22 protein-coding genes are annotated in these 24,654 nt (G+C 41.7%); 15 read left to right on the forward strand and 7 right to left on the reverse strand.

The genetic code is table 11. The features are described from left to right. Positions 1–6: 6 nt before the first annotated feature. The gene (locus tag UB51_RS25795) at positions 7–1,269 is read left to right on the forward strand and encodes an ABC transporter permease (RefSeq protein ID WP_044879751.1); all 1,263 of its coding nucleotides are present in this window, start codon (positions 7–9) and stop codon (positions 1,267–1,269) included. Here the strand turns inward: UB51_RS25795 and UB51_RS25800 are convergent. Beyond that, entirely contained in the window at positions 1,266–2,537 is a 1,272-nt protein-coding gene (locus tag UB51_RS25800) for a BaiN/RdsA family NAD(P)/FAD-dependent oxidoreductase (protein ID WP_044879752.1), read from the reverse strand. The two genes, UB51_RS25795 and UB51_RS25800, sit on opposite strands and share 4 nt — an antisense overlap. Positions 2,538–2,689: 152 nt before the next feature. On the opposite strand from UB51_RS25800, the gene UB51_RS25805 reads away from it, so the two are divergent. The 5 genes from UB51_RS25805 (at position 2,690) to mutY (ending at position 8,047) form a co-directional block, all read left to right on the forward strand. After that, a complete protein-coding gene (locus tag UB51_RS25805; protein ID WP_234405508.1) occupies positions 2,690–4,423 on the forward strand; it encodes an ATP-binding protein in 1,734 nt (577 codons plus the stop codon). Between the two features lie 218 nt (positions 4,424–4,641). Continuing rightward, positions 4,642–5,076 (forward strand): BrxA/BrxB family bacilliredoxin, encoded by a 435-nt coding sequence (locus UB51_RS25810; protein ID WP_044879753.1) that lies wholly within the window; start codon positions 4,642–4,644, stop codon positions 5,074–5,076. A gap of 99 nt (positions 5,077–5,175) precedes the next feature. Continuing rightward, positions 5,176–5,985 carry an ammonia-dependent NAD(+) synthetase gene (gene nadE, locus UB51_RS25815; RefSeq protein ID WP_044879754.1) on the forward strand — a complete coding sequence of 270 codons (810 nt, stop codon included), beginning with the start codon at positions 5,176–5,178 and terminating at the stop codon, positions 5,983–5,985. Between the two features lie 483 nt (positions 5,986–6,468). Beyond that, positions 6,469–6,867, forward strand: coding sequence for a holo-ACP synthase (gene acpS, locus UB51_RS25820; protein ID WP_044879755.1), 399 nt, complete (start codon positions 6,469–6,471; stop codon positions 6,865–6,867). Between the two features lie 16 nt (positions 6,868–6,883). Continuing rightward, a complete protein-coding gene (gene mutY / locus UB51_RS25825) occupies positions 6,884–8,047 on the forward strand; it encodes an A/G-specific adenine glycosylase (RefSeq protein ID WP_044879756.1) in 1,164 nt (387 codons plus the stop codon). A 123-nt stretch (positions 8,048–8,170) separates the two neighbouring features. Here mutY and UB51_RS25830 read toward each other — a convergent pair whose 3' ends face one another. Next, positions 8,171–8,782: a superoxide dismutase gene (locus tag UB51_RS25830; protein ID WP_044879757.1), complete on the reverse strand. Its 612-nt coding sequence runs from the start codon at positions 8,780–8,782 to the stop codon at positions 8,171–8,173. A 455-nt stretch (positions 8,783–9,237) separates the two neighbouring features. On the opposite strand from UB51_RS25830, the gene UB51_RS25835 reads away from it, so the two are divergent. The 6 genes from UB51_RS25835 to folE all read left to right on the forward strand — a co-directional run bounded on the left by UB51_RS25835 (position 9,238) and on the right by folE (position 14,190). Further along, entirely contained in the window at positions 9,238–9,663 is a 426-nt protein-coding gene (locus UB51_RS25835) for a GNAT family N-acetyltransferase (RefSeq protein ID WP_044879758.1), read from the forward strand. 186 nt (positions 9,664–9,849) lie between these two features. Next, complete coding sequence (gene lepB / locus UB51_RS25840) at positions 9,850–10,398, forward strand: signal peptidase I (RefSeq protein WP_044879759.1); 549 nt, start codon at positions 9,850–9,852, stop codon at positions 10,396–10,398. A gap of 52 nt (positions 10,399–10,450) precedes the next feature. Then, entirely contained in the window at positions 10,451–12,184 is a 1,734-nt protein-coding gene (gene queG / locus UB51_RS25845; protein ID WP_044879760.1) for a tRNA epoxyqueuosine(34) reductase QueG, read from the forward strand. A 23-nt stretch (positions 12,185–12,207) separates the two neighbouring features. Then, positions 12,208–13,239, forward strand: coding sequence for an HD-GYP domain-containing protein (locus tag UB51_RS25850; protein ID WP_044879761.1), 1,032 nt, complete (start codon positions 12,208–12,210; stop codon positions 13,237–13,239). A gap of 77 nt (positions 13,240–13,316) precedes the next feature. After that, positions 13,317–13,553 (forward strand): YneF family protein, encoded by a 237-nt coding sequence (locus tag UB51_RS25855; protein ID WP_044879762.1) that lies wholly within the window; start codon positions 13,317–13,319, stop codon positions 13,551–13,553. A 43-nt stretch (positions 13,554–13,596) separates the two neighbouring features. After that, entirely contained in the window at positions 13,597–14,190 is a 594-nt protein-coding gene (gene folE / locus UB51_RS25860; protein ID WP_044879763.1) for a GTP cyclohydrolase I FolE, read from the forward strand. Between the two features lie 117 nt (positions 14,191–14,307). Here folE and UB51_RS25865 read toward each other — a convergent pair whose 3' ends face one another. Both UB51_RS25865 and UB51_RS25870 read right to left on the reverse strand, forming a co-directional pair. After that, entirely contained in the window at positions 14,308–15,495 is a 1,188-nt protein-coding gene (locus tag UB51_RS25865) for a Fe-Mn family superoxide dismutase (RefSeq protein ID WP_044879764.1), read from the reverse strand. A gap of 131 nt (positions 15,496–15,626) precedes the next feature. Next, entirely contained in the window at positions 15,627–16,631 is a 1,005-nt protein-coding gene (locus tag UB51_RS25870; RefSeq protein ID WP_044879765.1) for an alpha/beta hydrolase, read from the reverse strand. A 177-nt stretch (positions 16,632–16,808) separates the two neighbouring features. Here UB51_RS25870 and UB51_RS25875 point away from each other — a divergent pair, with 177 nt between their 5' ends. Further along, positions 16,809–17,552: an IclR family transcriptional regulator gene (locus tag UB51_RS25875; RefSeq protein ID WP_044879766.1), complete on the forward strand. Its 744-nt coding sequence runs from the start codon at positions 16,809–16,811 to the stop codon at positions 17,550–17,552. Positions 17,553–17,738: 186 nt separating this feature from the next. On the opposite strand, the gene UB51_RS25880 is transcribed toward UB51_RS25875, so the two are convergent. The 3 genes from UB51_RS25880 to acnA all read right to left on the reverse strand — a co-directional run bounded on the left by UB51_RS25880 (position 17,739) and on the right by acnA (position 22,169). Further along, positions 17,739–18,839, reverse strand: a complete 1,101-nt coding sequence (locus UB51_RS25880) for a DUF1648 domain-containing protein (protein ID WP_044879767.1) — start codon at positions 18,837–18,839, stop codon at positions 17,739–17,741. Further along, the gene (locus tag UB51_RS25885) at positions 18,840–19,238 is read right to left on the reverse strand and encodes a GntR family transcriptional regulator (RefSeq protein ID WP_044879768.1); all 399 of its coding nucleotides are present in this window, start codon (positions 19,236–19,238) and stop codon (positions 18,840–18,842) included. It lies immediately after the preceding gene. A gap of 216 nt (positions 19,239–19,454) precedes the next feature. Continuing rightward, the gene (acnA, locus tag UB51_RS25890; protein WP_044879769.1) at positions 19,455–22,169 is read right to left on the reverse strand and encodes an aconitate hydratase AcnA; all 2,715 of its coding nucleotides are present in this window, start codon (positions 22,167–22,169) and stop codon (positions 19,455–19,457) included. 252 nt (positions 22,170–22,421) lie between these two features. On the opposite strand from acnA, the gene UB51_RS25895 reads away from it, so the two are divergent. Continuing rightward, positions 22,422–23,420 carry an amidase domain-containing protein gene (locus UB51_RS25895; RefSeq protein WP_082063262.1) on the forward strand — a complete coding sequence of 333 codons (999 nt, stop codon included), beginning with the start codon at positions 22,422–22,424 and terminating at the stop codon, positions 23,418–23,420. 92 nt (positions 23,421–23,512) lie between these two features. Further along, positions 23,513–24,607: a D-alanine--D-alanine ligase gene (locus UB51_RS25900; RefSeq protein ID WP_044879771.1), complete on the forward strand. Its 1,095-nt coding sequence runs from the start codon at positions 23,513–23,515 to the stop codon at positions 24,605–24,607. The last annotated feature ends 47 nt before the right edge of the window (positions 24,608–24,654 follow it).

A 24,654-nucleotide genomic window follows, 5' to 3' on the forward strand; every position in this document is an offset into this window, starting at 1 on the left:
TTCTTCATGACAGATTCAAGGACATCTTATCAAATTAAAACACCGGACAATCTCTTTTGGCGGCGATTGAAGGAATATATGAAGGAACAAGTCACGATATTACGTTTTGTTGCTGACTGGACTGTGATGCTATATATATTGATCCCAGGAATTCTTCTTGGAGCTAGATTATACTATGGATTATGGGTGGAGGATCTTCCGCAGTGGAGTCTTCAGGTCCCCAGCATACTATTCTCATCATTTATGTTATTAGGGATATATAGTGGAGGTATTCTACTTTTGGTACAGGAAGGGGATGCCTTATTTATACGAATGCACCACCGCTGGATGTCAGGTATAATTCTTAGAGGATCTTTATATAGTATGGCTGTTATATTAATGAAGGTTGTCATCCTATTTGCAATCGTGTCTCCATTTCTAGTGCGGATTCTGGGTATGAATACATTTGAATTGACAAGTTTTCTGATATTATCTATGGCTACTAGCTGGATCGTATCTTGGATTCGTCATTTTGTGACTATTACATTCAGTGGATGGCGTAAACGGCTGCTATTGATTTGTGGAATAGGGATTCCTTGTGCGCTCTATGCTAGAGTAACCATCTTGTGGATACATCAACCCTTCTTCATGATCAGCACTGCTGTATTGTTAATTGTAGCCACTCTATTGTTTATGAAGAAGAGGGTGCATCTTCAGGGGACATTCATGAATGATGTGCAAGAAGATAGTAAACAACGGATGAAGTTAACGGGGTTTTTGCTTAAGCAAGTTGTAGACAAGCCCATGCCAACACGAACTAAACCATGGATTTTTCGGCGTTCCCCTTACCTCTATCGCTCACGTTCAGCAGAACATAGGTTAGCGGCGGCTGCGGTTAAGGCATGGTTTCGTAATCCGAAGCATGTATTACTTTATTTACAATTTACGGGTGTGAGTTTACTAGCGATCATTGTACCGCCCGGAATGATTAAATGGTTCGTACTCCTGGCGGTTTCAATGATGCTCGTTTATTGGCTTTTTCGTTATTGGATTCATTTTCTTTACGATGAGTGGGTGTCGTTATTACCATGGTCACCTGAAGTTGCCTTGAAGGCTGGAATGCTCGCGGTTCGCACCATGCATCTTCCATACATCCTTGTGATCTCAACAGCATTTTCCTTAACCTTACTGGGTATAGGGTGGGGCTGGATGCTCATACTTCCATTGACGTTAGTCATGAATCGACTCTCCGTCTATTTATTTAGTTTCATGAATTATTCAAAAGGCTAGTAGGATGTCTCGGATACCGTTGAGGCATTCTTACCTGCGGTATATCCAGTCGTGAAGGCAGCGGTAATATTGTACCCTCCTGTGTAGCCATGAATATCCATCACCTCGCCGCAAAAAAATAGTCCTGGCATAAGCTTAGATTCCATCGTTTTGGGGTTAATCTCCTTCAAGTTGACCCCACCACCAGTGACGAATGCTTCTTTGATGGAGAGGGTCCCATCTATTGAAATAGGAAAAGATTTGATCAACTTGGTGAGTTCCGTTAGTTGCAGTTTAGGGATATGGTCAAAGGTCAAATCTTCCTCGATTCCAGCTTTAAGTAGGAACCGTGGGATAAGGCGATCAGGAATATAACCCTTCAACGCATTCTTAACTGCTTTTTTAGCTTCATCTTTAAGAAGGATCAATGTTTCTTGAGACACTTGGTCTGCTGTTTTATCTGGAAAAAGATCCAGAGTAAGGGCTACGGTTTTGGTTTTATATTGTTTGATAGACTTTACAACAAATTGGCTGCATCTTAGCGCCGTAGGTCCAGATATGCCAAAATGGGTGAAAATCATATCTCCTTGATGTTCGATTACTTTTTTATTCTTAGGATTCCAGACCGAAAGACTGATATTTCTAAGGGATAATCCTTGCAATTCTTTATTCTGAATGAAGGGCTCGTTCGAAGTTAGAGCTACTTCAGTAGGGTATAGATCCGTAATGGTATGCCCAGCTTGTTCAGCCCATACATATCCATCCCCTTCTGATCCTGTTTGTGGAACAGATTTACCACCTACAGCGATAATGACGTTATGACTTTTGATGACTTCCCCAGAACGTAATTTAATACCTTGTACAAGACCATCTTTATATAGTACTTTATCCACAGGACATTGAAGTCGTATCTCAACTCCTTGTGAGCGAACTTTGGTAATGAGAGCATCGACAACGGTCTTAGCCTTATCTGTGATAGGAAACATTCTCCCGTTATCTTCTTCCTTTAGTCTAATCCCCAAGTCCTCAAAAAAAGCCATAATATCTCGGTTGCTAAAAGTAGCTAATGCACTGTGCAGAAAGCGACCATTGCCCGGTATATGTTTTATTAATTCATCGAGTTCCTTTGCGTTGGTAACGTTGCAACGACCGCCGCCAGAAATCCCCAATTTACGCCCCAGCTTATTTCCCTTTTCCACTAGAAGTACTTTAGCTCCGTGTTGACTTGCTGATACTGCTGCCATGAGACCAGCAGAACCACCGCCAATAATGATTACGTTATATGTCAATGATGATCTTCCTTTTCTATTAACTTAATTACATAATGTTATTATATGCAAACATATGAGAAAACAACAGCGGACGCAGATAATAGAAGACATTGTAATATTTTGTAACATATGATTTAATCAGAATTAACTTGGTTAAATAAGGAAGTTGTGTGAAGGAGGGATTTTATATTTATTATGAATATAAGAACATCTTGTTGCAGGTGTTAATTTCTATCTCATTTGCGCTTCTATTCCCACTCGTGTATCGATTTCTTAGATCTCGACTGAATCAGCAGCGATTGAACTCTAAAGGGTTTATTCTGATTATTGTGTGGTGCGGCGCAATCTCTTTAGTTGTTTGTTCCATATTTGCATCGAGATTATTTGATCTTGTCCCACTGAATCTTGGTCTTATCCCGCTCTTCATTGCTATTCTTTATGGAGGTTACAAGTGGGGGATTTTTTTAGTGTCCCTCAATATGGTTTGTTATTTTGTATTTGATGATCATATTACGAGTATCAATTTTTTGCTTCATACAGGAATCTTAGTATATCCCTTTCTTTTTCACCTTTCTCCTTATTTTTTGAAAGACCCTCTTTTAGGTAAAACCAAAAAACTAGGAGTAAGCTTACTCATAGCGATGACGCTCATTATATTATCCCCTTTAGTCGATGGATATGATATTAGTATGCTTGAGATAGAACAATTTGCAATTGGTTTATCTTATGTTGTTATTGCCACTTTATGTGGCATTATGGTGCTACATGTTATTGAGTTTACGTTTGAAAAGTGGCTTCTTAGGGAGCAGCTTGATGGGATATCGGAGAAATATATACTTGGAGAAGAAAAGCTTCAACAAGTTATGGATATTTCTCCGATATGCATGGTTTCTGTGGATCGTGATGGACTTGTCACGAGTATCAACGATCGGATGATGACATTATATCAGGTGCGGAATCCGGAGCTTAAGAAATCAGATGTGCTTGGACATCCTATTCGTTTATTTATAGATCCACTAGAAGAGGAGCATGTTAGTTATCGGATTTCACAAGCTCTGCAAGGGGTAAAGGTAGATCAAGAACTTGTTAAAAGTGATTCTCGTATTAGCTATATGAGCACATCGCCACTGACGAACTCCTATACAAAGGAAATATTAGGGGCAGTTATGATTACTCAGGATATTACAGAGCTAGAAAGATTGCGTAGTGAGCTTGGAAATGTAGAAAGACTAAGTCTAGTAGGACAAATGGCTGCGAGCATTACCCACGAAATTCGTAATCCAATGTCTGTTGTACGTGGCTTCCTACAATTGATGAAAGAGAAGAGTCCTAGCTCACTAGATCATTATTACCGTATTGTTATGGAAGAACTCGATAGGGCTAATAGTATTATTGACGATTTCTTATCGCTCGCACAGAATAGGGTGTCTGAGAAAGAAGAATGCCATATCGACAGGATCATTAATGATCTGAGTCCTTTATTATGGGCAGATGCTAATTTACGAGGTCAGACGATTGAGCTCAGGCTCGATGATACAGCGCCAAAGCTTATGTTGAATGCGAAGGAAATTAAGCAATTAATTCTTAACTTAGCGCGTAATGGCATGGAAGCCATGGGGGAGAAGGGACAACTTATGTTACGGACCAAGGCAACAGCAACAGGTGTGGAATTGATTGTACAAGATAATGGTTCTGGAATTCCTAAAAGTAAGCAGGATAAATTATTCACCCCTTTCTTCTCAACCAAAGAGAAGGGCACAGGACTCGGATTATCTCTATGCCTTACAATCGTGGAACGTCATAAAGGGAAAATCATTTTGGATTCGGAGGAAGGAATTGGAACCACAATCATTGTTAATTTTCCTGCTTCCTATTTACCTAAAGAAAATGAACATGTGATTTAAGGTCAATTAAGATGCTTACATAGATGAGTTTAATGATTACCTGGATAGATTGAACTAAAGTTTACTTTCCCCAAACTCTTTAGATTAAGAATATGAGGGTCCTCTTTTAGTTCATTCTATATAGCAGTCTTAAGTTGCTTGCTTTCAAACTGTAGGAAGGTATAATATGAATTATTAGCATCGTTATTATAACGGTTATTATAAAGGAGTGATAGATCATGTCTATGTCTTTTGATCGATATATGAAAGATATGGTTCAACCGATGCGGGATGAACTGACAAGTTTAGGAATTCAAGAGTTGACAACAGCGGAAGAGGTAGAGAATAACTTACCAAATTCCAAAGGTACAGCGTTGGTTGTTATCAACTCCGTATGCGGTTGTGCTGCGGGCCAGTGTCGTCCTGGAGTCGCTATGTCGCTTGATAATGCGGTAGTCCCTGATCATTTGTACACTGTATTTGCTGGACAGGACAAAGAAGCGACTGCTAAAGCACGTGAGTATTTCGCGCCGTATCCTCCATCTTCACCTTCCATTGCTTTGATGAAAGATGGACAGCTTGTCCACTTCATCGAACGCCATCAGGTAGAGGATCGTTCGGCACAAGATATTGCCGATGAACTCTCGGAGGCATTTAATCGTTTGTGTCAGTAATCTAGTCCACTGCACAAAAGCTCTGAGGTTGCGGCATGCCGTCAACTCTGGGGCTTTTGTTCTTTTATATTATTTCAAAGAAAAGGGGTTCCTAAGGAAATGAGTTTACAAGAAGAAATTATTGCAGATTTAGGTGTTAAACCGTCTATTCATGTGGAATCTGAAGTAAACAACAGAGTGGCCTTTCTGAAGGAATATGTAAAAAATGCGGGTGCAACGGGTCTACTAATAGCGATTAGTGGGGGCATTGACAGTGCCGTTGTAGCTGGATTATGTAAGCGGGCAACAGATGAATTGTCACAAGAAACAGGCAAGGACTATATGACACTAGGTGTATTCCAACCTTATGGATCACAATCGGATATTGAGCATAGTTATGCTGTCGCCAAAGCCTTTGAGCTTAAGCATGTGGTGGAGACCAATATTGAAGATGCTGTGAATGAAGTGGCATTGGAGGTTGAGCAGGGCTTCAAAGTTCTAGGTATACACCGCCATATGAGCCATAAGGGCAAAGGGAATGTGATGGCAAGAACACGGATGGTTATGCAGTATGCGCTATCCTTTGAATTGAATCTGATTGTAGTGGGTACGGATCATGCTTCTGAAGCCATTACAGGCTTCTATACCAAATGGGGCGACGGAGCAGTAGATGTGACGCCTATGAGCTCTTTGAACAAAAGACAAGTGCGTCAGATCGCTGCTTACATAGGCGTACCGCAGTCTATTCTAGATAAGGCACCTTCCGCAGGTCTTTGGGAAGGTCAGACAGATGAAGCTGAGTTAGGGATTACTTACGATGAGAATAGTGATTACCTTGAAGGTAAAGAGGTCGCTCCAGCAACGAAAGAGCGTCTTGAGAGCTACTATGCCAAAACCGCTCATAAGCGTAATGCGATTCCTGGAATTTAAAAGGTTACACGAATGAATTAGTTTCTTAATCTGCCCAAAAGAACCTCCAAGCCCATAAAGAGTAGGGCTGGAGGTTTTTTTGAAAATATTAGAAGTGTAACAAGCTCTAATTCATAATTAATGCTTACAGAAAAAACAAATCTATGATGGTGGTAGCTTCGATACTGGAATTGTCGTGGAGAAGCGAAGCGTTCGCCTACAAGTTTTCCGTAGGAAAGCTACTTCGAAAGCATACGCTTTGCCCATGAATTTTTACCGCAAAGAGCGATAGATTCAAAAAAAATTTGGGGGCAATAGCGATCGGAAGGACAATCCATCCGCGTAGCGGTCATCTATCAACTCGATACATTGGTCAAGCACTGATTTTGGTGTTGAGCCTATAAACATTCTAATATTTCATCAGTAAAGTAATACCGTTCTTTTGGGACGATAAAACTGATACAATAAAGGGATGGATGCCAACAACGGAAGGCGTGAGAAAGAATGATTTACGGAATTGGACATGACATTCTGGAGATCAAGAGAGTGGAACGATTGCTGAGTGGCAAATTGTCCGAAGCTTTTATGATAAAAGTACTAACGACTAAAGAATGTGAGCTAGCCAGAAATAGAGGCGCGAATAAGGCTGAATTTGTTGCCGGACGATTTGCTGCTAAGGAAGCGATCACCAAAGCCTTTGGTTGTGGCATAGGTGCAATTATAGGATTTCATGATATCGAAATATTACCAGATGCCTGGGGGAAACCTTGGGTGCAATTAAGTGAAGAGGCTTGGGAAAGGCTAGATCTATCAGGTCAAATTGTTGATTATGCTATTCATCTGAGTATTTCCCATCAGCGGGAGATGGCGTCTACATATGCCATCGTAGAGCAACTAACGTAAGAGAAGGAGAAGTAATATGTCGAATGAGCAACAACGTTATTTCAGTGAACATTTGCTGGAATGGTATTTTAAGAATCAACGGGACTTGCCTTGGAGACGCCATCGTAATCCTTATTATATTTGGGTATCAGAGATTATGTTGCAACAGACACGTGTGGATACGGTCATTCCGTACTTTAATCGATTTATAGAGAAATTTCCGACGATTGAAGATTTAGCGGATGCTCCTGAGCAAGATGTACTAAAGAGTTGGGAGGGACTAGGCTACTACTCTCGTGCCCGTAATTTGCAGTATGCTGCTAAGCAAGTGAAGGATTTACATGGTGGACAAGTACCTGATGACAAGGAAGCCGTGTTTGCGCTTAAAGGTGTGGGACCCTACACGGCAGGAGCGATTCTTAGCATCGCTTTTAACAGGCCTGAGCCAGCCGTAGACGGGAATGTAATGAGAGTTCTCTCTAGGTACTTCCTAATCGAAGAAGACATCATGAAGAGCAGTACGCGTGTCGCTATGGAGAAGCTAGTCGTGGAATTGATTCCTGAGGGACAAGCTACCTACTTCAACCAGGCACTCATGGAACTTGGGGCTTTGGTCTGTACGCCTAAGTCTCCCCACTGCTTAACATGTCCTGTCATGGTGCACTGCGAGGGACGAATAGAGGGCAAAGAGGCAGAGCTTCCTATTAAGACGAAGAGTAAGCCACCGCGTCCTGAACAAAGAATTGTTGGACTCATTGAAGGCGAAGGTATTCATGCAGGCAGAATACTCATTCGTCAGCGGGCAGACAGTGGACTGCTTGCTAAGATGTGGGAACTTCCACACTTCTTGTCGCCTGTGACTCGAGGCGGAAGGATGCTAGACGATACTGCCCAAGATTTATTGAAGGGAACTTTGAAGGATGAAGGAATATCTGCAAAGCCTGTACAGCATTTCATGGATGCAGAACATATTTTTAGCCACATCCGTTGGAGTCTTCAGGTATACCGTTGTCTAGAAGATGATGTGTCATATGTGGCAGAACAAGCTGTGAGTTATGGGGATGAAGAAGAGAGTAAAGAAGAGGTCTACGCAGAATATAGATGGATTAGCGAACAGGATATGGAACTGTATGCATTTCCAAATGTATTTCTAAAAATTATTCATGCATATTATGAAGAACAACGTAATCGTGTCGTGTAAGCTGAAATAGGGATGAAAGTGCATACTCTCTAATATTTCGCCAAAAAACCGCATTTCAAGTGGAATCACTCCCACTATGAAATGCGGTTTTTGACTAGCTAAGATATGACTTAGGATGCTGTCTTACTTAGCAGCGCTATAACGTTTAGCAACTTCATCCCAGTTAACTACGTTCCAGAAAGAGGAAATATAATCAGGGCGTTTGTTTTGATATTTCAAGTAGTAAGCATGCTCCCATACATCAAGACCTAGGATCGGAGTCAAACCTTCACTTAGTGGGTTATCTTGGTTCGGTGTGCTTGTTACAGCGAGTTTGCCGTCTTTGCCGACAACAAGCCATGCCCAGCCGCTTCCGAAGCGAGTAGTAGCAGCTTTAGCGAATTCTTCTTTGAATTTATCAAGACCACCAAGCTCACTATCAATAGCTTGTGACAGCTCACCCGTTGGGTTACCGCCGCCATTAGGTCCAATAATTTCCCAGAACAAGCTGTGGTTAGCGTGACCGCCACCATTATTACGAACGGCAGTACGAATTTCTTCAGGTACACTTCCTAGACCTGTTAGAAGTTCTTCGATGCTTTTGTTTTGTAGCTCAGGGGCTTTTTCCAGAGCCGCATTCAGGTTTGTTACATACGTATTGTGGTGACGATCGTGGTGAATTTCCATCGTTTGTGCATCGATGTGTGGTTCAAGAGCGTCGTTTGAATAAGGTAGTGATGGTAGTTGGAATGCCATGGTAAATTACCTCCTGCAAATTGGTTTTGGTTATTTTGAAATATGTAGAAAAGTGACTACTTCTATTATTAAACCGTATTTAACCGATTAAATCAACATTTATGTTTGTAAAGTCGGTTTGTTATCGGATTGTTGTCGATTCTTTGTTTAATCCGGAATGATGTTTACCCTTAGCAAACAATAATATACCCAATAAGTTTACAATAAAAAGCCCAATAATTTAATAAAAAATGAAAATATATCAAGTTATAAAATGTAAACGGTTGATATAAAGCGCTTACAGTAGAAAACAAGTGTTTTTTGATGTAATATGTGGTTTAATGGACTAGCAAGCACGAATTTCACGTTTTTTTGTCTTTATTTTTGTCTTTATTATTATGTTCGGGTTTATATAAAAAGTGTTTCTTTTTTGTGTAAAAACCGGATAAAGCTAAACGAAAAGGGAGATTTAATACATGCATGTTCGTTCCTTTCAGTTAAGTGATTGTAATCTAGTGACAGAACTTCTTCAGGTTGCGTTATCTGAAGATTGCTTCGAGAATACGATACAACCATTCTCAAGGCAGCTCTCGTGGGATTCCGATCTAATTATGGTAGCAGAAGAAGATGGTGAAATCGTAGGGGCTCTAATTGGTACAATTGAGAATAACCGTGCCTATTACTTCCGTATCGCTATTCATCCAGATTATCGACGCCAGGGTATTGGGAAAACTCTCGTATCCGCTATGGAGCAACGTTTCCAACAGCGTAAGGTAAGTCATATTATGATTGCTGGTGATGAGCAGAATCAGGCTGTAATGCCTTTTTTTGAAGCTATGGGATACGGAGCTAACAAAATAATGGAAGCCTTCCAGAAGCTTAGTATTATTGCACAGCGTTAGAGCGATGGAAGGATACTTATAGAGATTAGGATTAATTTACTACTATTATGAAGCATATCTGTCAACCGTTGCAAAAACGGAGCAGATATGCTTTTCTATTTATAGAGGGTGTTTCAAAAAGTCATCTATTGCACACGTAATAGTAGATTGAACTAAATGGGGAAATTCGTGTAAAAGAGGTGTGTTATGAATGTAGATCGTGTAAAGCCTAGTTGGAAAGCTGAACTTTGGGATTGGATTAAGACCATGGTGATCGTCTTTGTCATTATGATGCTTCTAAATGTATTTGTCTTTAATCTGTCTATGGTTAAGGGACAATCTATGCAGCCTACGCTAGTCGAGAATGAACGATTGTTTGTCAATAAGATCGTATTTGATTTTACAACGCCAAAACATGGTGATGTTATTGTGTTACGTGATCCTAGTGAAGGTGAGGGTAAGAAGGAATTCCTCGTGAAACGAATTATTGGCGTTCCGGGAGATAAAATTGAAGTGAAAGACCACAAGCTATATGTTAACAGTCAATTACAGCAGGAAAATTATACGGATATCGAAATTCAAGATGTCGATTTTGATACAATAGAACTTGATGAAGGTCATTATTTTGTCATGGGTGATAATAGACATTTAGGTGCAAGTAAAGATAGCCGAGCATTCGGTACAGTCAAGGAAAGTGGTATTGTAGGCAGAGTTGAATTTATTTTATGGCCACTGAATAAGATCAGAGGGCTTTAAAGTTAATGATCGTTGATTGGGGATGACTACGACTACAAAGGAGGCAGAAGGGATGACTACAGAACAGACACAGCCACTATATTCCCCTTCGCCGTCCGTGTGGGAGCAATTGAAACGGGACATCCAATTGGCAGCACCTAGTTTTGGAATCGATGATATCGGTTTTGCGACCGCAGATCCCTTTGTATCATTGAAATCAATTCTAGAGGAGCATCGTGCGAAAGGATATGAATCAGGATTCGAAGAACCGGATCTGGCTAAAAGGGTAACCCCTGCACTCCCTTCATCTAAGCCAGCGTCACTTATTGCCATTGCGGTAGCTTACCCATCTAAGCTAGTTAACCCTCCTAAATCGGAACCGGGAGCCAATCGTGGAATTCTAGCCCGTTCTGCATGGGGACGAGACTATCACTATGTGCTACGTGAAGCGATGGCGAAGTTAGAAGCTTTCATTCGGGAAAGAGTGCCGGAGGCTGTCCTAGACAGCATGGTGGACACCGGCGCATTGGTCGATAGGGCTGTAGCAGAACGAGCAGGCATTGGTTTCAGTGCGAAGAATTGTATGATCATTTCGCCGAAGTGGGGTTCATGGATATATCTCGGGGATATGGTGACGAATATTCCCTTTCCACCAGATACGCCTGTTACAGAAGATTGTGGAGAATGTACGAAATGTATTGATGCTTGCCCCACAGGAGCATTAGTTGGACCAGGGCAACTAAATGCTCAGCGCTGTGTATCATTCCTTACACAAACGAAAGGTCTCCTCGAAGACGAGGCGATGGTTAAGATCGGGAATAGGTTATATGGCTGTGATACATGCCAGATTGTCTGCCCTAAGAATAGAGGAAAGAATTGGGACCATCACACGGTACTGGCTCCTGATCCCGAGCTTGCAAAACCTCTTCTTTTACCGATACTTGATCTTACCAATAGAGAATTCAGGGAGAAGTTCGGTCAGACTGCAGCTGCTTGGAGAGGTAAGAAGCCGATGCAGCGTAATGCAATCATTGCGCTTGGTAATTTCAAAGACAAAACAGCCGTACCTAGGCTGGGAGAGATATTGTTACAAGACCCTCGGCCTGAGATGCGGGGAACTGCAGCTTGGGCTCTGGGACGTATAGGAGGCGAAGAAGCATTGAACATCTTAGATAAAAGCATAGCCACCGAACAGGACAACCAAGTACAAGAGAAACTGTTGCAAGCTACAGAGAAGCTGCAACCACAAGTGATAGAGGAATCGACTATCTCGGAGACGATTTATTATGATGAGGTATCGACCCCGATAGGTACATTGACAGTATGTATGTCAGAGAAAGGGTTATGTCTCATTGAATTTGGAGCTTATAGTGTGAAAGAGGCTGTTATACAACAATGGTCTCGTAACTGGGCAGATGGCATTCCGTTTGTACACAACGAAGAGAAGTTAGCACTTGCGAAAGAACAGTTGAAACAGTACTTTGCTGGGGAACGCAACACATTTACTTTACCCTTAGATATGAGAGGAACCTCTTTTCAACTACAAGTATGGGGCTCACTTGCCGATATTCCTTATGGGGAGACTCTATCCTACAAGCAATTGGCGATATTGATTGAACGTCCGAAGGCGATAAAAGCTGTCGGAGGAGCAAATAACAAGAATCCACTACCGATTGTAGTACCTTGCCACCGCGTTAATGGGGAAAATGGTTCACTCGTCGGATACGGTGGAGGCTTAGAAATTAAGCGCCAATTATTGTCATTGGAAGGCTCATTGCCTGAGAGATCTGCTAGAGATGGAGTATGAAGTAGGCTGAGGGGGACCATTCATTGAAGTATGTAAACATTGAGAATGTTGAGGCAGGGCAATTTCTAGGTAAGTCCGTGTATTCAGGGAATGGCACCGTATTGTTGTCAGCGGGGGTTCAACTAACGGTATATATGGTCAATACGCTTAATCGAATTGGTGTAACGATGATATATATTCAGGACCCGCTATTTGATGATATAGAGACGGATGATCTACTAGATGATGCAACAAAACAAAGCTTAATTCATGGGATTAGTGATACATTCGATGCTGTCCGGTCAGGCAAAGAATGGAATACACATCTGATCGGAACAAGTATAGACAAGCTCATGAATGATGTTACCAGTAATAGAGAATTACTCGTGCAATTAACAGATATCCGTACCAGTGATAATGAAAAATATTTACACGCTATGAATGTCTGTCTACTGTCTACAGTGATGGGCATTAATTTAGGCCTCAACTATATTCAGGCGAAGGAACTCGCCGTGGGCGCACTTCTGCATGATATAGGTAAAAGTGGAATTCGTGAAGGGGATGAAATGGCTTCAGGCGTCAAAGTACACCATACATGGCTCGGATATGAGAAACTCAAGAATAAGCGAGAATTCAATCTACGTATCGCACATATCGCATTGCAGCATCATGAAAGAGCTGATGGAACAGGGATTCCTCGTGGCCTTGTGGGAGAGGAAATCCATTTATACGCACGTATTGTGGCTGTAGCTAACATGTATGATCATTTGATCAGCCAACTAGAAGGAGAACCGAAGCTTCTTCCACACGATGCTTGTGAGAAAATGATGGCTATGTCTGAATTACAACTTGACCGAGATGTCCTTATTCAGTTTAATAGAATGGTGTCTATTTATCCTAATGGAATAGCTGTACGTTTATCGACGAAAGAGACGGGTGTTGTTGTACGTCAACACAGAGGTTTACCTGGTCGTCCAGTAGTGCGTATTGTTCGGGGTAGTGGTGATGATCTTAACGTTAAGGAATTGGACTTAGCACAAGAAACGACCGTATTTATTGAGTCTGTGTTAGCTTAGTTTTTGATTTGCTAGCCGCTTATGGAAATGCTATGATATGTTCGTATAACTATTGTGAATGTTGAGGTGGGGGAAATATGCAAGTTATAATTCCGATTATTACGCTAATTGTTGGACTGGTTGGGGGATTTTTTATAGGGGTATTTTATTTGCGTAAGCAAATGGAGAAGATGCAAAATGATCCTCAAATGCTTCAAAAGATGGCTAAACAGATGGGCTATAATTTAAACGGTAAACAAATGCAGCGCGCGCAACAAATGATGAAGAATCAGCCGCCTGTTCCTAATAAAGGCCATAATCGCAAAGGTAAATAAACATTAATCTTTGGGGTAATGTTCTGTGAAAGGAGGATGCAATGTGGCTGGAGTTAAAGATTATGTGAATACTAAGGTTAGTAATAACCGTGACGCCATTGAATATCATATTCAGCAAATCTTGAATTTAATCGGTGAGGATACGGAGCGTGAGGGTCTACTAGAGACACCAGCGCGTGTCACACGCATGTATGAGGAGATTTTTGCGGGATATGAAGTGGATCCTCGTGAAGTGCTTGGCGTAACATTTGATGAGAACCATGAGGAATTAGTCATTGTGAAGGACATTGTCTACTATAGCCAATGCGAACATCATATGGCTCCTTTCTTCGGTAAGGTTCATATTGGATATATCCCTAGTGGTAAAATAGCTGGACTAAGCAAGTTTGCGCGTTTAGTTGATGCTATTACGCGTCGTCTACAGGTTCAGGAACGCATCACCTCACAGATTGCAGATATCATGGTTGAGGTATTACAACCTCATGGTGTGATGGTTGTTGTTGAAGGGGAGCACTTATGTATGTGTTCTCGTGGTGTGAAGAAGTCTGGAAGTATGACGGTGACTTCGGCCGTAAGAGGTCTATTTCGTGAAGATCCTGCATCTAGAGCAGAATTTCTATCTCTCATTAGAGCTTAATTTAAAGAGAGTCTACCAATCATTTGGTAGACTCTCTTTTTGTGAAATACAAGAAAGTATAAATTTTCACTATACATTAGAAGACTAAATTTATGAATCTCAATGTCACTATAGTACTCAAAAAGGCTTCCAGCGAAGCTGCCGAGCGTGTAAATAACGATTATCTACAGCAGGCCAGTAGACGACGTTCCACCAATCCTCTATATATTTGTTACGCTGATTCTGATGCTTGAGATAGTAGGCATGTTCCCATACATCGAGAGCTAGCAAAGGGATGGCATCCCACTGTGTTAAATTCTGATGTTTCTCTGCTTGTAGAATTTCTAAACGCTGGCTGCGAGGATTCCAGACGAGAATACTCCAACCTCCACCTTCCACTTTATCAGCAGCTTCGGAGAATTGCTTCTTGAATTTATCGAAGCTTCCGAAGTCCTTTTTGATTTGTTCTGCCAACTCTCCTTGTGGGAACCCACCGCCTTTAGGATTCATAATCTCCCAGAAGAGGGTATGAAGTGCATGCCCTGCGCCATTGAAGGCTAGCTCTCGTTCCCAATGTTTTACAAGTTCGAAATTTCCTGTCTTCCGAGATTCTGCCAACTTGTTCTCGGCCTTATTCAACCCATCTACATAAGCTTGATGGTGCTTGTCATGGTGGATTTTCATTGTAGCCTCATCAATATAGGGTTCAAGTGCATTATAAGCATAGGGAAGAGGAGGAAGGGTATGACCCCCTATAGGAACAGGTTGGTATTTCACAGTAGGCAACGTCGTCTCTGGTGCTGCATGGATATGAGCTAGTTTCTTTTCTTCTGGAATAATAAGAGCTGCTGTAGGGGGAGGATCTACTAGCCTTTCTGGTGATTGCATATGCTTATGAAGTGCTCCAGGGTGACACAGTGTCTCCAGGACGGCTAAGAAATACTCTGACTCCCGTATAATATGGAGTAGGACGGTCTTAGCGAGTGCATTTTGGCGTACTGCCTGACTCTGTTCCATCATCATGTATAGTTGCCTGATAAATTCTCGTGATTGATGTGCGGAGGTGAGTAGTAGCTGTTGAGTATCTGCTATAACTTGCTGAGCTGAGGAACTACTAGGATCAAGAGCTTGATCAAGTAGCTTCTGTGCTTCTAGTTCTGTTTGTCGAAATACAACAGCCCATTCATTCAATAAGGTCACATATTGCTTCTCTAAATCGGGTACAATGGCTTGGATCACTTCGGTGTGTTCCATCTCTTGTTGTTTCCAAAAACGAATTTCTTCCAGAATACGAATAGGTAGCATGGAACCATACACGTAAAGCATAAAAGGCGACCTCCTGTGAAATGTCATTAAGACACTTTATTCAGGAGAAGGTTGGACTATGTGGAAATATCAAGAATCAACAATAAGCCTGAAGCTTTAATAGCTTCAGGCTTATGAGGGATGAGTTCGTATTAATTTTGTTGCTCATGTTGTCCAGCAAGACTTGTCTTGACGTTAGCAAGAAAGGAAGAGACACGCCGTAAGTATTCACGTGAATGCTCTCGAAATATCAGCTCATGATGGCTGTCCTTCACAATCCATACATCTGATAATGGATTCGTCTGGTTTGAGGCGAGTTTTTCTGCAATGGGATAGGGCGCTTTCTCATCTTCTGTACCATGGATGAAGAAGATGGGGAATGGATAATCTTCACTTTTTACTTCTCTGTATGGGATCTGACTAAGACCCGTACCATTGAGTGCAGGGAACAAAAGCTCTAATATTTCTAAAGAAGGATGACGCGGCAGATCAATTTGGTTCTTAATGTTGTGGTATAGCGTATCTGGCTCAAGTAGGAATGTGCTATCAAGAATCATAGCATCGACATCTTGAGTTTGTAGTCCCGCCTGTAAGGCAGTACCCGCTCCCATAGAAAATCCCCATACGATAATGGACTCCGCACCCTTATCCTTGGCTAATTTGATGGCCCCGAGTAACTGCTGCGATTCAATCTTACCGCCGGTAGCAACATCTTTGTTGTACTCTGCTGCGAATCCATAGTCAAACATGATGACATTGTAATTCAATCGGTGTGCGTAATGAGCTAAATCATACATAGGAACCCAAGTTTCCTCACGATTTGCACCATAACCATGACTGAACACAATCGTTTTTGTGGAACCATTGGCAGGGATATACCATCCGTGCATCATACGGCTCTCGTCAAGAGCTGGGAACGTGATATTCTCATAGGCCATAGATTTGGCTATCTGAGGATTAGAATAAATAGGTGCAACCGTAGGATTGGATAACACCCAAGCAATATAGGCATGTAGAGCAATGAAACAAAATAACAGAAAAAATATGATAGATAGGAATAGTGCAATCAAAACATGTTTCAAACGGATAAACCGTGATGATACAGGTGTATGGATGGTGGGAGCAGATGTAGCATTATTTTGGATTGAAATATTCATAGGCCTTTAGCCCCCCCCCTTAAATCATATTATTTATGGTATCCTTCGGTTCTATTAAAGTCAATGTAATGTGGACATTTGTAAGCTAATTGTAATATGTAGACTTTATCTATTATATTTCATATAATTTATGTAACCACGTTTCACTTGGTGAAACGAATAGAGGGGCGATTCCAATTGGAAGAGGGTAAATTGACGGTACGTTCGGTAGAACGTGCATTAGATATATTGTTGTGTTTTACAAAGAATGTTGATTTAGGATTAACAGAAATAGCAGGACAGATTGGTCTTCATAAAAGTACGGTTCATCGTTTACTAGCGACACTTGAGGAGAAGGGATTTGTTACTCGTGATGTAGCAACAGAAAAGTACCGACTAGGTATGAGAGTATGGGAGCTTTCTGTACATATGTCGCGTAGTGATGATCCTGCGATCCTGCTTCTACCTGCGATGGAACGGTTGCGTGACCGTCTGGGTGAGACCGTGAGTCTGTATTTGCTAGAAGGTAAGGAACGACTAAGGATTCAAGCTGTACAGAGTAATCAAGCCATTAGAAGAGTAGCACAAGTGGGAGCAAGACTTCCGTTGTTTGTAGGTGCTTCTAGTAAGGTGTTGGTCGCCTTCGCATCATTGGCACAACAGGAGGAGATCCTTAATGATCCCGAATGGTCAGCAATTTACGATGGTGATGAATACATGGAAATGTTAAGGAAGATACAGGAGAAGGGATATGCGACAAGCTTTGAGGAGAGAGAACCGGGTGCAGCTGCTATTGCAGTACCTATTGTTAACAGTCAAGGTGTAATGACCGCTGCGTTGTCATTATCAGGACCTGTAAGTAGACTCTCGAGCGAAACGTTAGAGCAATATGCGCCTGTATTAATAGAGACTGCACGCGAGATGGGCCTTATGATTCCATAAATCATTTTTTATTTATTTGTTATTGAGAATAATTATCATAACTGGGTTATGTGTAACGAATTGGAATGTCTCTGGACTCATTTATATGAAAAAGCCGTATTCCCCAATTTGTTAGGGAACACGGCTTTTTGAGTGGTTAACGTGAGGCGGGCAATTATCATTCAGAGCATATTCACTTATTGAATATTAGCTGACTAAGAGAGCAGTACCTATAACGATAGCTAGAATACCCAGCAATAAAAACCAACTCATCGGTCTGGCAAAATTGATAGTCCAACCTATACCCATACGTTTCTCTATAAATAGCGAAGGGTCATGGGGGTTGAAATAGATCCCCCAAAACTTCCAATAGGCATCATTATTAGTAGGCTCCACATTAGAGGGGGTAATTCTTCCACCAACACGACTGCCACCTTGCCCAGTAGTAAATGAGAGAAGTAAAGATCCTATTAGAATCATAGATACAATTGAGATACTTACGATGAATAGAATCTCTATATTAAGCAGAAACATCATATTGAGCTGGATGAAAGAGAACAATAGCACGATAAGTAATCCAGTTAAAATAATGAAAAGGGACCATCTACGACGAAAAGTAGTATTTTGATGAATCGATTTTTGCGGATCATTAGCATTGATTTGCTGTTTGCTTTTTAGAATCGACCAGTTAATGAACATGAACAACAGTGTCATTACGATTTGCATACAATTTAGACCTAAAAGCGTTCTATAGGATTTATAGACACTCCTAGTCACCTGTCCGTTGAAGTCAAATTTCATAGGAAGTATTTCTGGGAATCGGTTGTAGTTAAGCAGGACGAGTGCGATGTTAGCTATAATAATAGCAAAATGAATTAGGAACCATTTGTTGGAGAAAATTAGCTTGTGACGTCGGAACGCTGTGTCTATCGCGAGAATTGTTTTTTGTAACGGCACGGATGGGAAAGCGGATTTATATTTCTTCATTTTGAGATGAAATATAACATTGATGATAGTAGAACAGGTAACTAGACATACGACATAAACAATGATTAACGTACCTTGCTGACCGGCATTCGTTATCAAAGAAATGCTGACGAGACAGAAGAGAAGCAAAATAGAATACACGATACTACTGATCCATACATATTTCTTTCGCATGGTGCTTAATTCATCACTGTAGTACATATCCTGACTAATGGAGACGCCGAAGCTATCCCTTTCGCTTGTAAGGTAAGGCATACTGATGAGTACTACGGAGGTGGAAATAAACATTAGAAACAGCATAAGCATAGAGAGCCAATACATTTATACATTCTCCTTTCCTGAGTGGGTAATTTCGGTGTGGATTTGGTTCACGATATCCGTTAATTGTTCTTGGGTCATGCCTCGGCAAAGGGCTTCTGCGATAATGGGTCTTAGTTGTGAGTGTTGTTTTAGTTCATATTCTGGTGTGACTCCAGGCATTCCCTCTGGCTGAATGACAACGCCCTTTTGCCGATGGATTTGGATGAACCCATCTTGTTTGAGTAGGGTATAGGCTTTATTGACGGTGTGCAAGTTAACGCCAATGTCAGACGCTAGACTTCGTACTGAGGGGAGAGGCTCTCCCGGCTGTAAAGCCCCGCTGGCTATGCCTTCGATGATTTGATTCATTAACTGCGAATAGATTGGGATATCAGACTGCATATCAAGTTGAATAACCAAGGCTGAACCTCCATACAATTAGATAACTGTTATACTACGAATATAACAGATGCAACATACGTAGTAAAGGGCATATTAGTCTATAATTAATTAGAACAAGAAACAAGAGTGACATTGAAACTGTAGGACACAATAAAAAATGCCCACAGCTGATCTTAGCTGTGGGCATTTTTTCCTAATACTTTAATGATAAGTAGTAACGTAGAGTAGGATCTTCTACTGGTTCTTAATCATTTCTCTGAGTACCGTTTGCAGAATACCACCGTTGTGATAATAATCCACATCAACCATGCTATCTAGGCGAGCGGTTACTGTGAACTCGAATGTTGAACCATCTTCACGAGTAGCAGTTACCGTTAATTCTTGACCTGGTTTAATGTCGTTGCTGATTCCAACAATATCGAAGGTTTCACGACCGTTAATTCCAAGACTCTCCCAACCATGGCCATCTTGGAATTGGAGGGGAAGGACACCCATGCCGACAAGGTTACTGCGGTGAATCCGTTCATAGCTCTCTGCAATAACGGCTTTAACTCCCAGCAAGAAGGTACCTTTAGCTGCCCAGTCACGGGAACTGCCCGTTCCATACTCTTTACCTGCAATAACGATTAGATTCTGACCTTGTTCTTGATAATCCATAGAAGCATCGTAGATGGACATGACTTCATCATTCAATAGATTCGTTGTTACGCCACCTTCGGTGCCTGGAGCGACCTGATTCCGAATACGAATATTCGCGAACGTTCCGCGCATCATGACCTCATGGTTACCACGGCGAGAACCATAGGAGTTAAAGTCTTCACGTCGCACGTTATGCTCTTTCAAATACAGACCGGCAGGGCTAGATGGAGATATATTACCCGCTGGTGAAATATGGTCTGTTGTTACAGAGTCACTTAGTAGAGCTAACACACGTGCAGATCGGATATCTTGAATATCTGTAAGATCAGTCGATAGATTCTCAAAGAATGGTGGATTCTGAATATAGGTTGATTTGTCATCCCATTCATACAGTTCACCTTCTGGAACTGGAATAGCATTCCAACGCTCGTTAGCCGTAAATACATTCTCGTATTTCTGGCGGAACATCTCTGGAGTCAGAGACAGCGCGATCGCTTCTTTGATCTCAGCTGAAGTAGGCCAAATGTCTTTCAGATAGACGGGTTGGTTGTTTGGATCGTAGCCGATCGGATCATTCTGTAAGTCGATATTCACTGTACCTGCCAATGCATAAGCGACAACTAGTGGTGGAGAAGCAAGGTAGTTGGCTTTAACCTGGGCATGGACGCGACCTTCAAAGTTACGGTTACCAGACAATACCGCAGCGACGGTTAGGTCATTATCAGCAATAGCTTGACTCACTTCATCAGGAAGTGGCCCTGAGTTACCAATACAAGTGGCACAGCCGTAACCAGCAAGATAGAAACCAAGAGCTTCTAATGGCTCAAGTAGGCCAGCCTTCTTCAAGTACTCTGTTACAACGAGTGATCCTGGAGTTAAACTACTTTTCACATAACCAGGCTTCGTAAGTCCACGTTCTACTGCTTTTTTCGCTAGTAATCCAGCACCTAACATCACGCTTGGGTTGGAGGTATTCGTACAGCTTGTTATGGCTGCAATAACAACGGCGCCAGTTCCGAGTTTACTGATTGAACCGTCCTGGTGCTGAATGTTCACCGTTTCTGCTATTTTGCTATCTGTAAGTCCGTAGCCGCCTTTATCTACTGGGGTACGAATAATATCGTTAAAGGAATCCTTCATTTGAGTTAGCTCAATACGATCTTGTGGACGTTTAGGTCCTGCTAGACTCGGTACAACACAAGCTAGATCCAATTCGATAACGTCTGTGAACTCAGGGTCAACGGTATCCGGCGTACGGAACATGTTCTGAGCTTTATAGTAAGCTTCTACTAGATTGACCTGTTCTTCCGAACGGCCTGTATTACGTAGGTAAGAAAGAGTCTCGGCATCTACTGGGAAGTAACCGATAGTAGCACCATATTCTGGAGCCATGTTAGCAACCGTTGCACGGTCCGCCAGACTAATATTGAGCAATCCAGGGCCGTAGAATTCTACAAATTTACCTACAACACCCTTTTTGCGTAGAATTTGAGTCACTGTAAGCGCAAGGTCTGTTGCTGTAGCGCCTTCGTTCAGACTTCCTGTTAATTTAAAGCCTACAACTTCCGGCATTACGAAATAAAGAGGCTGTCCTAACATACCCGCTTCTGCCTCAATACCGCCAACACCCCAGCCTACAACTCCAAGTCCGTTAATCATGGTCGTATGTGAGTCAGTTCCTACAAGTGAATCAGGATAAACAACCGTTTCACCATCAATAGTCTTTGTTGCTGCTACAGAAGCTAGATACTCTAGGTTAACTTGGTGAACGATTCCTGTTGCAGGAGGAACAGCACGGAAATTATTAAAGGCTGTTTGTGCCCAGCGAAGGAAGCGATAGCGCTCTTCATTACGCTCAAATTCAACATTCATATTGTAATCTAGTGCGTCTGCTGTACCGAATGCATCAACCATGACAGAGTGGTCGATAACAAGGTCAACCGGAACAAGAGGATTAATTTGCTTAGGGTCTCCCCCAGCCTTTTTCACAGTATCGCGCATGGCTGCAAGATCGACTACGACAGGTACACCCGTGAAGTCTTGTAGAACAATACGAGCTGGAATAAAAGGAATTTCTTTGTTCGAGTCACTGCCTGCATTCCAATCTGCCAGTTGACGAACATGCTCTTCTGTAATAGCCCGTCCATCGAATTGGCGAACAGCGGCCTCAAGAAGTACTTTAATGGAGAAGGGGAGAGTAGAGATGCTACCTACTCCTTGTTTCTCTAGAGCTTGTAGACTGTAATAACGATATTTTTTGCCTTCAACCTCTAGGTTTTGAGCGGTAGAGAAATGATCCTTTCCTGACATACGTGTTCCTCCTTAGTAGATGTGGTTTTTAACCCTCTTAAGTTTTTCGTTTGTTGTTTCATTAGGTGAAACTTAATTTCATAATTTGTTGTTTGATTTAAGTATACCGTTTACATAGAAGGGAGTAAAGAAGTTTTTGCCTCTAACTTCGTCCAATTATTAAGAAGAATCATGGATAGTGTAGGGTTTACTTTCATATATTGGTGTAGATATGGGTGAAGTAGAAATGAAGATGAGGGGAGTCAAGAAATCATGGAAAAGGAATGGAAACAAACCCTTTATACTTATGTGAATCAGCATAATCAATGTCATATCGATTACCGCTCAGAGTTGGTAGAGCAGATCGTAACGGATATGAACTACTTAATGGATAGATCGAAAATGTTGAAAAGGATTGACCAAGGATATGAAAAGCGCGGAGTTAAGCCGTTACGAAGTGAGACACGCGCCAAAATATTGCGTATGATTCTGGATTCAGAGCAAGAGGTGGTAGCCGATGTTCAGTTACATGGGCAGCTGCTGTATGTTAAGGGTGGCGCTACTCATCGAGAGGATTCTATTCAACATCAGCGTTTAACAATGATCCGTGATGGAGATGCTTGGGCCGTTGTGAGTATAGAACAACTAACAACAGAAAGACATTCCGTCTTGCCTAAGATAACTCATAAAGAAAGAGAAGTGTACTCAGGTGAACCGGAACCCTACTTAAATTCTTATGTATTAGGGGGTGGCGCTGGTCGCCGTCCTACGAAGTATCATCGTGAAGAAGCGGTAGCTTACGCGGATCGCTGGTGGGATTCTGATAATCCAGAATTCACCTCATTTGCAGTGAATTGCACTAATTATATCTCGCAATGCCTCTTTGCAGGGGGGGCTCCAATCCACTATACTGGTAAAAGAGCTTCAGGTTGGTGGTACAAAGGGTATGTTAACGAAAAAGAGTGGTGGAGTTATAGCTGGGCTGTATCAAACAGCTTGGAACGTCTGTTAACCTCCAGTACTTGGGGACTGAGAGCAGATGTTGTAGAGCGTCCGGAGCAACTAAGTCTGGGTGATGTCATTATTTATGATTGGGATGGAGACGGCTCCTACCAGCATAGTACGATTGTAACGGCTTTCGATGCAGGTGGCATGCCACTTGTCAATGCCAATACCGTCAGCAGTAAGCATCGTTATTGGGATTATAAAGATTCCTATGCGTGGAATGAGAACACGAGATACCAGCTTTTGCATATTCCAGACGTATTTTAATAGTAGAACAATTCAAACGGATAATAACCGAGTATGGCAACAGATTGTGGAATGAGCAGGGTGAACCTGTAATTATGGAAAGAGGTTAAGTAATGACTAAATTGACGGTAGGTCTTGTTTATGGCGGTAAATCAGGAGAACATGAGGTCTCACTTCAGACAGCTTTTGCAGTGATGAGTGCCTTTGATTTCAATAAATATGAAATTGTTCCCTTCTATATAACGAAACAAGGGGAATGGAACAAAGGTGACAAAATAGGTGCTCCATTTGAGCGAATTGAAGAACTGAAGCTTACAAGCCATTCTACGGGAACACAGGAAGCATTGAATTCGTTGTTTAGTCGCTTATATCGCAGTGAAGCTTCTGTAAAAGTGGATATTATGTTCCCGCTGTTACATGGTACCTTCGGTGAAGATGGAACGATTCAAGGATTGTTCGAGATGGCCAATATGCCGTATGTAGGCGCTGGAGTGTTACCATCTGCTGCAGGTATGGATAAGGTGACGATGAAGAAACTTTTTGCAGAGGCTGGAATACCTCAGGTTGGTTTCCGATATTTTACGCGAACTCAGTGGGTGAAAGATAATCACGATCTTATTAATAATGTTGAGGATAGTTTAGGGTATCCATGTTTTGTGAAACCAGCTAATCTAGGTTCAAGTGTTGGGGTATCCAAAGCGAAAGACCGTGAGGAGCTAGTACGTGCTGTTGAATATGCTTTCCGTTATGACATTAAGGTTATAATTGAACAATTTGTCGATGCTAGAGAAGTAGAAGTCAGCGTTTTGGGTAATGATGAACCTATGGCATCTGTTCCTGGTGAGATTGTATCTTCAAGTGATTATTATGACTATGCAGCTAAATATACGGATGGGCAATCACAAATGTTGATTCCGGCTCCGCTGGATCCTGAATTGGCTGATCGAATTCGTGAAGCTGCCATCGTTGCATTTCAGGCAATTGAAGGTAACGGAATTAGTCGGATTGATTTCTTTATTCGTAGATCAGACCTTGCGATTCTCATTAATGAAGTTAATACGATGCCAGGATTTACTCCTTTCAGTATGTATCCTCTACTGTGGCGGGAAACTGGACTTAGTTATGCTGCACTTCTAGATCGTATGATCGAGTTAGGGCAGGAACGATATGCAAGCAAACAAGCATTGAACTATAGTAATGATCTGTAAGAGGTTGTTCAAAAATTCATCTTTTGATCACGTAGTGTAAGTAATAC

It is taken from the genome of Paenibacillus sp. IHBB 10380 (genome assembly GCF_000949425.1).
In the GTDB taxonomy this organism is placed as follows: domain Bacteria; phylum Bacillota; class Bacilli; order Paenibacillales; family Paenibacillaceae; genus Paenibacillus_AQ.

Coding starts and splice junctions, on each gene's coding strand:
- UB51_RS25795 (WP_044879751.1), top strand. CDS start 7: ATGACAGATTCAAGGACATCTTATCAAATTAAAACACCGGACAATCTC.
- UB51_RS25810 (WP_044879753.1), top strand. CDS start 4,642: ATGTCTATGTCTTTTGATCGATATATGAAAGATATGGTTCAACCGATG.
- nadE (WP_044879754.1), top strand. CDS start 5,176: ATGAGTTTACAAGAAGAAATTATTGCAGATTTAGGTGTTAAACCGTCT.
- acpS (WP_044879755.1), top strand. CDS start 6,469: ATGATTTACGGAATTGGACATGACATTCTGGAGATCAAGAGAGTGGAA.
- mutY (WP_044879756.1), top strand. CDS start 6,884: ATGTCGAATGAGCAACAACGTTATTTCAGTGAACATTTGCTGGAATGG.
- UB51_RS25830 (WP_044879757.1), bottom strand. CDS start 8,782: ATGGCATTCCAACTACCATCACTACCTTATTCAAACGACGCTCTTGAA.
- UB51_RS25835 (WP_044879758.1), top strand. CDS start 9,238: ATGCATGTTCGTTCCTTTCAGTTAAGTGATTGTAATCTAGTGACAGAA.
- lepB (WP_044879759.1), top strand. CDS start 9,850: ATGAATGTAGATCGTGTAAAGCCTAGTTGGAAAGCTGAACTTTGGGAT.
- queG (WP_044879760.1), top strand. CDS start 10,451: ATGACTACAGAACAGACACAGCCACTATATTCCCCTTCGCCGTCCGTG.
- UB51_RS25855 (WP_044879762.1), top strand. CDS start 13,317: ATGCAAGTTATAATTCCGATTATTACGCTAATTGTTGGACTGGTTGGG.
- UB51_RS25865 (WP_044879764.1), bottom strand. CDS start 15,495: ATGCTTTACGTGTATGGTTCCATGCTACCTATTCGTATTCTGGAAGAA.
- UB51_RS25870 (WP_044879765.1), bottom strand. CDS start 16,631: ATGAATATTTCAATCCAAAATAATGCTACATCTGCTCCCACCATCCAT.
- UB51_RS25880 (WP_044879767.1), bottom strand. CDS start 18,839: ATGTATTGGCTCTCTATGCTTATGCTGTTTCTAATGTTTATTTCCACC.
- acnA (WP_044879769.1), bottom strand. CDS start 22,169: ATGTCAGGAAAGGATCATTTCTCTACCGCTCAAAACCTAGAGGTTGAA.
- UB51_RS25895 (WP_082063262.1), top strand. CDS start 22,422: ATGGAAAAGGAATGGAAACAAACCCTTTATACTTATGTGAATCAGCAT.
- UB51_RS25900 (WP_044879771.1), top strand. CDS start 23,513: ATGACTAAATTGACGGTAGGTCTTGTTTATGGCGGTAAATCAGGAGAA.